General features: G+C 71.6%; 10 protein-coding genes. 2 read left to right on the top strand and 8 right to left on the bottom strand.

Translation table 11 applies throughout. The annotated features are described in order from the left end of the window. Nucleotides 1-392 precede the first annotated feature (392 nt). On the bottom strand, nt 393-1,400 hold the full coding sequence (locus E6U81_RS39120; protein WP_136234744.1) for a stage II sporulation protein M: 1,008 nt from the start codon (nt 1,398-1,400) through the stop codon (nt 393-395). 109 nt (nt 1,401-1,509) lie between these two features. On the opposite strand from E6U81_RS39120, the gene E6U81_RS39115 reads away from it, so the two are divergent. Continuing rightward, entirely contained in the window at nt 1,510-2,418 is a 909-nt protein-coding gene (locus E6U81_RS39115) for an RDD family protein (RefSeq protein WP_136234743.1), read from the top strand. A 10-nt stretch (nt 2,419-2,428) separates the two neighbouring features. On the opposite strand, the gene E6U81_RS39110 is transcribed toward E6U81_RS39115, so the two are convergent. Both E6U81_RS39110 and ahcY read right to left on the bottom strand, forming a co-directional pair. Further along, entirely contained in the window at nt 2,429-3,049 is a 621-nt protein-coding gene (locus E6U81_RS39110; protein ID WP_136234742.1) for a hypothetical protein, read from the bottom strand. Nucleotides 3,050-3,145: 96 nt separating this feature from the next. Next, the gene (gene ahcY / locus E6U81_RS39105; RefSeq protein WP_136234741.1) at nt 3,146-4,582 is read right to left on the bottom strand and encodes an adenosylhomocysteinase; all 1,437 of its coding nucleotides are present in this window, start codon (nt 4,580-4,582) and stop codon (nt 3,146-3,148) included. 306 nt (nt 4,583-4,888) lie between these two features. Here ahcY and lepB point away from each other — a divergent pair, with 306 nt between their 5' ends. Further along, complete coding sequence (gene lepB, locus E6U81_RS39100; RefSeq protein WP_136234740.1) at nt 4,889-5,575, top strand: signal peptidase I; 687 nt, start codon at nt 4,889-4,891, stop codon at nt 5,573-5,575. Between the two features lie 71 nt (nt 5,576-5,646). On the opposite strand, the gene E6U81_RS39095 is transcribed toward lepB, so the two are convergent. The 5 genes from E6U81_RS39095 to E6U81_RS39075 all read right to left on the bottom strand — a co-directional run. Next, complete coding sequence (locus tag E6U81_RS39095) at nt 5,647-6,570, bottom strand: cation diffusion facilitator family transporter (RefSeq protein ID WP_136234739.1); 924 nt, start codon at nt 6,568-6,570, stop codon at nt 5,647-5,649. Nucleotides 6,571-6,642: 72 nt separating this feature from the next. Further along, a complete protein-coding gene (gene manA / locus E6U81_RS39090; RefSeq protein WP_136234738.1) occupies nt 6,643-7,803 on the bottom strand; it encodes a mannose-6-phosphate isomerase, class I in 1,161 nt (386 codons plus the stop codon). Nucleotides 7,804-7,842: 39 nt separating this feature from the next. Next, on the bottom strand, nt 7,843-8,976 hold the full coding sequence (locus tag E6U81_RS39085) for an SIS domain-containing protein (RefSeq protein ID WP_136234737.1): 1,134 nt from the start codon (nt 8,974-8,976) through the stop codon (nt 7,843-7,845). Between the two features lie 66 nt (nt 8,977-9,042). Further along, on the bottom strand, nt 9,043-9,225 hold the full coding sequence (locus E6U81_RS39080; RefSeq protein WP_030659888.1) for a Trm112 family protein: 183 nt from the start codon (nt 9,223-9,225) through the stop codon (nt 9,043-9,045). Nucleotides 9,226-9,453: 228 nt separating this feature from the next. Continuing rightward, on the bottom strand, nt 9,454-9,571 hold a 118-nt coding region (locus E6U81_RS39075), incomplete at its 5' end, for a hypothetical protein (protein ID WP_136233559.1).

The raw sequence follows: 9,571 nt of genomic DNA, 5'->3' as shown, positions 1-9,571 counted from the left end.
TCAAGGAACGGACGCTTCCTTTGTACTCACCCTCTCGGGCTTTCCTCCGGGCTTTCGTTCTGCTGTCTTGCGTTTCCGACTCTATCAGACTCTTTCGTGTCCGACTTCCTCGGCGCTTTCCAGGTTTCCGCTTTCGCGTTTCCCTTTCCGGCGGTTCCGACTCTATCAGAAGTTTTCCACCGGATTTCCCGGCTTCGAATTCCTGAAATAGAAAATCGGACGTACCCCGATCGGATCTTGAAGTCCATGTGGGGTGAGAGAGAGTTTAAACCATCGCTGCCGAACTTGTCCAGTTCGAGGCAACCGTTCGAATCTACCTCCCCGCTCGCTCCGTGTCAACGGCGTTTGCGGGACGACGAGGAGACTAGCAGCTCAGCTGGCTTGTACGCACATCAGGCCGCGGTCGGGAGCGTTGCGGTGCGGTCCGCCGCCTCCACGTCGCCGAGTTCGCCGGCGCGGGCGGCCCTGCCGCCCAGGACGAAGACGTAGAGCAGGAAGGCCACCTCGGCGACCACGCCGATCGTGATGCGCGCCCAGGTGGGGAGGCCCGAGGGGGTGACGAAGCCTTCGATCAGGCCGGAGACGAACAGGACCGCCGCGAGGCCGATCGCCATGCCGAGGGCGGCCCGGCCCTGCTCTGCGAGGGCCGTGCGACGGGTGCGGGGGCCCGGGTCGATGACCGTCCAGCCCAGGCGCAGGCCGGTGCCCGCCGCCACGAAGACGGCCGTCAGTTCGAGGAGGCCGTGCGGGAGGATCAGTCCGAGGAAGACGTCGAGCCGGCCGGCGGACGCCATCAGGCCGAGGCCGACCCCGAGGTTGGCCATGTTCAGGAAGAGGATCCACAGGACCGGGATCCCCAGGAAGGCGCCGAGGACCAGGCACATCGCGGCCGCCTGGGCGTTGTTCGTCCAGACCTGGGCGGCGAAGGAGCCCGCCGGGTTGCTGGAGTAGTACGTCTCGTACTCGCCGCCCGGCTTCGTGAGCTCCTTCAGGTGTTCCGGGGCGGCGATGGCGCCCTGGACCTCGGGGTGCGTGGCTATCCACCAGCCGATGAGCACGCCGAGTGCCGTGGAGAGCAGGGCCGTCGGTATCCACCAGCGGCGGCTGCGGTAGACCGCGGCGGGGAAGCCGACGGTGAAGAAGAGCGCGGCGTCGCGCCAGCCCGCGCGGCGGGTGCCCGTGACCGTGGCGCGGGCGCGCGCCACCAGCTGGGTCAGCCGGCCGGTGAGCAGGGGGTCGGGGGCGCTGGACTGGATGAGGGACAGATGGGTCGAGGTGCGCTGGTAGAGGGCGACGAGTTCGTCGGCCTCCTCGCCCGTCAGCTTGCGGCCGCGGCCCAGCAGCTGCTCCAGGCGGTCCCATTCCGCGCGGTGTGCCGTGACGAAGACGTCGAGATCCATCCGGTGCGCTCCCCTGCCCAGGTCCCCTGGCCGCTGCCTATTCCTAGTGTGGTCAGCTTGGCAGACTTGATGCAGTAGGGGCGGAGCAGGTCACATGAGAGGTGCTGCGGTGAGCGATCTGGTGACGGGGGACGCGGTCGTCCTGGGGCTGCGGCCGGCGAGGCTGCCGAGCCGTGCGCTGGCGATCCTCCTGGACCTGGCCCTCTACGTCACCGCCTACGTCCTCATCGGGGTGGGGCTGACCCTGGCGACGGCCTCGCTGGATCCGGCCGCCCAGGCCGCCATCGCGGTGGCGAGCTTCCTGTTGCTGCTGGTCGGGATCCCCATCGCGGTGGAGACCCTGTCCCACGGGCGGTCCCTGGGCAAGCTCGCCTGCGGGCTGCGGGTGGTGCGCGACGACGGCGGGCCGATCCGGTTCCGGCACGCGCTGGTGCGCGGGGCCCTCGGGGTCGTGGAGCTGCTGCTGACCTTCGGCACGGTGGCGGCCATCGCCTCGCTGGTGTCGGTGCGCGGGCGGCGGCTCGGGGACGTGTTCGCGGGGACCCTGGTGGTCCGGGAGCGGGTGCCGGGCGCCCGGGTGATGCCGGTGCCGCCACCGCCGCCGTGGCTTGCCGGGCGGTTCACACAGCTGGACCTGTCGGCGGTGCCGGACGGGCTGTGGCTGGCGATCCGCCAGTACCTGACGCGTATGAACCAGCTGGATCCGCAGGTGGGTGCGGCGATGGCGGCGCGCCTCGCCGACGATCTCGTGGCGCGTACGGGGGCGCCGCCGCCGGCGGGTGTGCCGGCCGCGGCCTATCTGATGGCCGTGGTCCACGAACGCCAGTCGCGGGATGCCGCCCGGGCCTTCCACGCCGCAGCTGCCGCCGGGGCCTCTCCCCCGGCGCCCTTCGCCCACGCCGTGCCCGTGCCGCCCGTCGCGCCCGGGCCGTCGCCGTACGTCGCCCCCGCGCCCGCGGCCCCTGTGGCCCCCGCCGTGGAGACTCCGCGCGCCGGCGGATTCGCTCCGCCCGCCTGAGGGTGCGGGGTCACCGCTCCTCGAAGGCCGAGGGCGGGGTCTCCAGGTGTTCCAGTTCGATGCCGGGGGCCGAGAGCACCACGTCGCCGGCGATGTGGACCGTGTGGACCTCGCCCGTGTCCAGGGCGGTGACCCGGTACTCGTCCACCGGGAGCGGGCCGCTGTCCGTCGGGTGTTCCTCGCGGGCCACCAGTGCCCAGGCCTGGTCGACCGTGCGCGGGGCCAGGACCGGGTCGGTGAGGGCGAGCAGCCGGACGCGGGTGGCGGGGGCGCCGGGGGTCAGGCGCAGCAGGCGGGACGTGGCGATCAGGAAGGCCGGTGAGGTGCCGGTGAAGCCGGGGGCGGCGATATTGCCCTCGGTGGCCTCGGTGCCGGCGGGGTCGGTGCGGACCCAGGTGACGCCGTCGATCGCGGCGCCTCGCACCTGCCAGCTCGCGGCGTTGAGCTCCATGCGGATGGGGCGGCCGAGTTCGTCGATCGCGAGGTCGACGGAGCCGCGGTGTTCGCCGTCCGGGGCGGTCAGCTGGGAGACGTAGCGCCAGCCCGAGGGGCCGGGGGCGCAGTGGAAGTGCTCCTCGCCGAGGGGGGCGTGGTCGTGCGGGTCGTGGAGCGAGTAACGGCCGCGGGGCATGGTGCGCACACTTCTTCGGTCGGGGATACGGGGCAGGCCCCCGGCACGGGTGCCGGGGGCCTGCTTCAGGTCCGTCCGCGGTTGATCAGGTGCTGATCAGTAGCGGTAGTGGTCCGGCTTGTACGGGCCCTCGACCTTGACGCCGATGTAGGCGGCCTGCTCCGGGCGGAGGGTGGTGAGCCTGACGCCGAGGGCGTCGAGGTGGAGGCGCGCGACCTTCTCGTCGAGGTGCTTGGGGAGCACGTAGACGTCGGTCGGGTACTCCTCGGGCTTCGTGAAGAGCTCGATCTGGGCCAGGGTCTGGTCCGCGAAGGAGTTCGACATGACGAACGACGGGTGGCCGGTCGCGTTGCCGAGGTTCAGCAGGCGGCCCTCGGAGAGGACGATCAGGACCTTGCCGTCGGGGAACGTCCAGGTGTGGACCTGGGGCTTGACCTCGTCCTTGACGATGCCGTCGACCTTGGCCAGGCCGGCCATGTCGATCTCGTTGTCGAAGTGGCCGATGTTGCCGACGATGGCCTGGTGCTTCATCTTGGCCATGTCGGCGGCCATGATGATGTCCTTGTTGCCGGTCGTGGTGATGAAGATGTCGGCGGTCTCGACGACGTCGTCCAGCGTGGCGACCTGGTAGCCGTCCATCGCCGCCTGGAGGGCGCAGATCGGGTCGATCTCGGTGACGATGACGCGCGCGCCCTGGCCGCGGAGCGACTCGGCGCAGCCCTTGCCGACGTCGCCGTAGCCGAAGACGACCGCGACCTTGCCGCCGATGAGGACGTCGGTGGCGCGGTTGATGCCGTCGATCAGGGAGTGGCGGCAGCCGTACTTGTTGTCGAACTTCGACTTGGTGACGGCGTCGTTCACGTTGATCGCCGGGAAGAGCAGGTCGCCGGCCTGCATCATCTCGTAGAGACGGTGCACACCGGTGGTGGTCTCCTCGGTCACGCCGCGGATCTCGGACGCGAGCTGCGTCCACTTCTGCGGGTTCTCGCCGAGGGTGCGGTTGAGCAGGGTGAGGATGTACGCGTACTCCTCGGAGTCCGCCGTGGACGGGTCCGGGGCCTCGCCGGCCTTCTCGAACTCGACGCCCTTGTGGACGAGGAGGGTGGCGTCACCACCGTCGTCGAGGATCATGTTCGGGCCGCCGGTGGGGGTGTTCGGCCAGGTCAGCGCCTGCTCCGTGCACCACCAGTACTCCTCCAGCGTCTCGCCCTTCCAGGCGAAGACCGGGACGCCCTGCGGGTTCTCCGGGGTGCCGTTCGGGCCCACCGCGATGGCGGCGGCAGCGTGGTCCTGGGTGGAGAAGATGTTGCAGGAGGCCCAGCGGACGTCGGCGCCGAGGGCGACGAGGGTCTCGATGAGCACGGCCGTCTGCACGGTCATGTGCAGCGAGCCGGTGATGCGGGCGCCGGCCAGCGGCTGGGCCTCGGCGTACTCCCGGCGGATCGACATCAGACCCGGCATCTCGTGCTCCGCCAGGGTGATCTCCTTGCGGCCGAAGGCGGCAAGGGAGAGGTCTGCGACCTTGAAGTCCATGGGTGCTGCTCCTCATGGTTCGAGAGGTGGGTACGGCTGGTCCGTGCGCCGTCCTGGGGACGGGACACCGAGCACAGTCCGTCGGGGGTCCTCTCTCCCCTCGGCCGGTCGCAGGGACCGCCCGACCCGCCATCAGCAGCGACGTCTGACACTGCCCACGAATCTACACCGATCGGCGGCGGCGGCCCCAGTCGGTGGAAGAACTGGCGGAGTTCGGATGGTGGGTCGCCCACCCCACCTGTGGAGCGGTTTCGGCCAGACCGTAGTCTTCCGGCCGTTCATATCGGTGGGAGGGGTGGGGGATCGATGGCACGCAGGCCTGGGCGGAGACGGGGGATCTGGGCGATCGTCCTGCTGGTGCTGGGCGTCGCACTGGCCGCGGGACCGTATGCGTACATGTTCGGCCGGTTCGCCCCGGTGAAGCAGTTCGGCGAGGGCATGCTGCCCACGGTCCCCGTCGGGGAAGTGCTCGCGATGGAAAGGAACCCGGGCGAGGTCCGCCACGGTGACGTGATCACCTACGACCCGGCCGACTGGGGACTCGACGGCCCGTTCATCGGACGGGTCGTGGCCCTGGGCGGGGACCACATCTCCTACACGGTGGGTGACCGGACGCTGACCCTCAACGGGAAGCCGCTCGACGAGCCGTACGTGCGCGACGGCGACCCCGGGGCCGGCGGGGTGAGTTTCGCCGTCTCGGTGCCGCAGGGCCGGATGTTCGTACTGGGCGACAACCGCGGCAACTCGGCGGACTCCCGGTTCCACGAGGAGACCCCGGCGGGAACGCTGCCGGTGTCCGCAGTGACCGGGATCGATGCCGGCCTCCATGAGGCGGCCCCGCTGGTGATCGCCCTCGGTCTGGTCTCGTTGGCGGGGACCGGACTCCTGCTCGCGGGGCTCGGGCTGGGGATCGCCTCGCTCGTGGCGCGCAGGCGCAGGCCGGCCGAGGTGCAGGGGCCCGTCTGGGGAGCCACTCGGGTGGACGCCCCGTAGCCTTCCCATACACGCCGAAGGCCCCCGCGGGCTGCTGCCCGCGGGGGCCTTCGGCACAGGTGCGCGCGGGACTACTTGGCGGCCTCGGGACGGTAGATGTCCGGCTCCAGGTAGATCACGCGGGCGATCGGGACCGCCTCGCGGATGCGGGCCTCGGCGGCGTTGATGGCGTCCGCCACCTCGGTCGCGGTGTCGTTGCCCTCGACGGCGATCTTGGCGGCGACCAGCAGCTCCTCGGGGCCGAGGTGCAGGGTGCGCATGTGGATGACGCGGGTGACGACGTCCCCGTCGACGACCGCGGCCTTGATCTTCTCGACCTCTTCCACGCCGGCGGCCTCACCGAGCAGCAGGGACTTGGTCTCCGCGGCCAGGACGATCGCGATGGCGATGAGCAGGACGCCGATGCACAGGGTGCCGATGCCGTCCCAGACGCCGTTGCCCGTCAGCAGGGCGAGGCCGACGCCCGCGAGCGCCAGGACCAGGCCGATGAGCGCGCCGAGGTCCTCCAGCAGCACGACGGGCAGTTCGGGAGCCTTGGCCCGCTTGACGAACTGGGTCCACGACAGCTTGCCGCGGATCTCGTTCGACTCCTTGATCGCGGTGCGGAAGGAGAAGGACTCGGCGATGATCGCGAAGACCAGGACGCCGACCGGCCAGTACCAGGCCTCGATCGGGTGCGGTTCGTGGATCTTCTCGTAGCCCTCGTAGATGGCGAACATGCCACCGACGGTGAAGAGCACGATGGAGACGAGGAAGGCGTAGATGTAACGCTCTCGCCCGTATCCGAAGGGGTGCTGCGGCGTCGCCTCCCGCTGGGCCTTCTTGCCTCCGAGGAGGAGCAGGCCCTGGTTCCCGGAGTCGGCCACCGAGTGGACGCTTTCCGCGAGCATCGACGACGAGCCGCTGAAGAGGAACGCCACGAATTTGGCTACAGCGATGGCGAGGTTGGCGGCAAGGGCCGCCACGATCGCCTTGGTACCGCCCGACGCGCTCATGGGTGCAGGGTGTCCTTCCTGGGCCAGTGACTACGGCCGCACATTGTTGCAGCCCCTGGGCCGGACGCCGCGTCAGACGACCACGGTGGCCCGGAAGACAGTGCCGTTTCCGGATAGTTCGACCTTTTCGTCCGCCGGTACGAAGGCCGATCCGCCGCGCGAGAGCTCCAGTTCGCCGGCCCGTACGGAGCCGGCCGTGCAGAGCAGGATCTGCGGGGCGCCGTCCGGGAGCACGTGGGGGGCGCCGCCGGGCGCGAGGAGGAAGCGGGAGAGCCGGAACTCGTCGATGGGGGCCTCGTAGACCTCCTCGCCGCCGTCGCCCTCGGGCCGCATGACGGTCGGATCGCTCGGCTCGAACCTCACGATCTTCAACAGCTCGGGCACGTCCACGTGCTTGGGCGTGAGTCCGGCGCGCAGCACGTTGTCCGAGTTGGCCAGCAGCTCGACGCCGAGGCCGTCGAAGTAGGCGTGCGGGACGCCCGCGCCGAGGAACAGCGCCTCGCCGGGCTGGAGTCGGACGTGGTTGAGCAGCATGGCCGCGATGACTCCGGGGTCCCCCGGATACTCGTGGACCAGGGCGGCGTACGTGGCGTACTCGCCGCCCAGGCGTTCGGCGGCGGCCGCGGTCTCGGCGACCGTACGGGCCATCTGATCGCGGTCCGCGCTCAGTACGGCGGTGAGCACCTCGCGCAGCGCGGCCTCTTCGGGGTGGGCGCGCAGCAGGTCGGCGTACGGCTTGAGGGAGTTGACTCCCAGCCCCTCGAAGAGGTCCGCGGACGCCTGCGGGGAGCGGAAGCCGCACAGCCCGTCGAACGTCGTGATCGCGCAGATCATCTCGGGCTTGTGGTTGGGGTCCTTGTAGTTGCGGTGGGCCGCGTCGATCGGGATCCCGCGCCGCTCCTCGGCCTCGAACCCCGCCTTCGCCTGGGCCAGGTCGGGGTGGACCTGGAGGGAGAGCGGGGCGCCGGCGGCGAGGATCTTGAAGAGGAACGGCAGCCTGGGGCCGAACTTGGCCACGGTGGCGGCGCCGAGCTCCCTCTCCGGGTCGGCGGCGATGACCTCCGCGAGCGTCCTGACGCCGGCGCCTCGGTCGACGCGGGACGGGGCGCCCGGGTGGGCTCCCATCCACAGCTCGGCCTGGGGCTCACCGGTGGGTTCGACACCGAGGAGCGCGGGCAGGGCCGTGGGGGATCCCCAGGCGTAGGGGCGGATCGTGTTGGTCAGGCGGTCCATCGTCGTCTTCCTGGATAGATCCGGGCACGTGCGCGGTTCTCAGCTGTGTCCCCCGGAGGCCAACGCCAGGTAGGCGGTGGCGAAATCCGTGACGGCGAGCAGTTCGGCGAGCTGCTCCAGCTCGGCGCCTTCCTCCGGTTCGAGCTCGCTGATCGCCGTGTCGTGGCTGAGGGCGAGCTCGCGTGCGGCGGGGGCGGCGGTGAGGCCGCCGGCCGGCCGGTCGCGCAGCAGGACGACGCGGGCGCGAAGGGCCTGGGGCTCTTCGACCCGGTCGCGGAAGAAGTCGTCGGGGTCGGCGCCGGCGGCGAAGGCACCGGCGAGCAGCACGCCGTGGGCGGGCAGCGCCTCGGGGAGCGCGGCGGCCAGTGCGGGGCGGCCGGCGAGCTCGGCGAGGGTGGCGGCGAAGCGGCGGCCGGCGGGGGCCGCTCCGGTGCCCTCGCTCCAGATGAGCGGCAGTGAGTCCGCCAGCTCGGCGGCGAGGGTTTTGGCCGGGTTGGAGTAGGTGGCGATGGCGGGCCCGCAGCGTTCGGCCGTCCGGTCGAGCCGGTCGGCGACGAGCTGGAGGGTGTCGGGGGCCGCGGTGATCAGGCCGACCTTGTCGAGGAGCAGCAGCAGGGGCGTCAGCAGGGCCCACAGGGCGCCCGGGCCCGCGGCGGCGGACTCGTCGAACTCCTGGTACGGGGCCTTGGCCATCGGTACGACGAGCCCGTGCGCGCCGTCCACCGCCTCGCTCAGCGGTGAGCGTTCGGGGGCGACGGCGACGACGGTGCAGCCGCGCCGGTAGGCCTGCTCGGCGAGCACGGCGAGCCCGGGCTCGGTGCCGTCGGTGGTGGCCACGAGCAGCAGGTCGACGGAACCGGCCCAGCCGGGCAGGGCCCAGCGCAGTGCCCCGGAGGCGTGGGCGACCCCGGTGGGGTCGAGCCGGATCACCGGCGCGGAGGCGCCGGCGAGGGCACCGAGCAGGTCGGCGACGCCGGTGGCGGCGGTGCCGGGCCCGGCGATCAGGACCGCGCGCGGTCGGCCGTCGGGGCGCAGGGTGGCGATGCCCGCCTCGCTCGCGTGCCGGGCCGCGGTACGGACTCTGGCCCCGGCCTCGGCCGCGCCGCGGAGCAGGCCCCGTCGGTCGACGCGGGCGAGATCGTCCGGTGCGTCGAGGAGCGACTCGTCGAGCATGGCGGCCTCCGGCTGTTGGGTGACGGGAACCTGTCTGCGTCTGCGCGTGGTGCGGTGTGGTGCGGGTCAGGCGGGGCGGCGGGCCTCGTCCACGAGGAGGACCGGGATGCCGTCGCGGACCGGGTAGGCGAGACCGCAGTCCTGGCCGGTGCAGAGCAGCTCGGGGGTCTCGTCGGCCGACTTGTCCTCAAGCGGCGCGTGGCAGGCGGGGCAGGCGAGGATCTGCAGGAGGCCGGCTTCGAGCGGCATGGGGTGGGTTCCCTTCGGGGATGCGGGTATGGCGTGGTCAGCGTACCGCCGGGGCTGCGCCGATGCGGCTTGGGGCGGGCGGGGGTGGGACCCGGCTGCGCCGGGGCTCGTGGGGCTCCGCCCCCCACCCCGCGCCTCAAACGCCGGCGAGGCTGGTTTTGCGGGCCCGTGCCGGAAAGTGCAGGCCGAAGGGGCTGGAATGGCCCAGCCCCCTCAGGACCGGGACGGTCAGGCGCGGATGAGGGCGAGGGCCTCGTCACGGACCCGGGCCAGGGTGTCCGCGTCACGGGCCTCGACGTTCAGGCGCAGCAGCGGCTCGGTGTTCGACGCACGCACGTTGAACCAC

Source organism: Streptomyces sp. A0592 (assembly GCF_004795115.1).
Classification (GTDB): Bacteria; Actinomycetota; Actinomycetes; order Streptomycetales; family Streptomycetaceae; genus Streptomyces; species Streptomyces erythrochromogenes.
This window is presented reverse-complemented; position numbering and strand designations above follow the sequence as displayed.